Here is a 204-nt window from a genome sequence, read left to right as displayed (position 1 = left end):
AATGTAACCGGGCGTTTCCCCTACGCTATGACCACCGAAACACTATGAAACAATCAACCGCACCACACCGTGACCAGGCATGGGGTTGTTCGTGGTTTCAGAACCAACACAGTGGACGCGAGCAACTGAGGACAAGCCCTCGGCCTATTAGTACCGGTCAACTCCACACGTTACCGTGCTTCCATATCCGGCCTATCAACCCAG

Annotated in this window: 1 rRNA gene; it reads right to left on the bottom strand. The window is 53.9% G+C overall.

The window, feature by feature from the left end:
• Positions 1-127: 127 nt before the first annotated feature.
• Positions 128-204: ribosomal RNA gene (locus tag IF28_RS0135950) — 23S ribosomal RNA — on the bottom strand; the annotation flags it as partial.

Origin of the sequence: Streptomyces sp. NRRL WC-3626, assembly GCF_000718785.1 — a bacterium.
Classification (GTDB): domain Bacteria; phylum Actinomycetota; class Actinomycetes; order Streptomycetales; family Streptomycetaceae; genus Streptomyces; species Streptomyces edwardsiae.
Note: the sequence above shows the minus strand (reverse complement) of the source record. Positions and strands in the feature narration are given on the sequence as shown.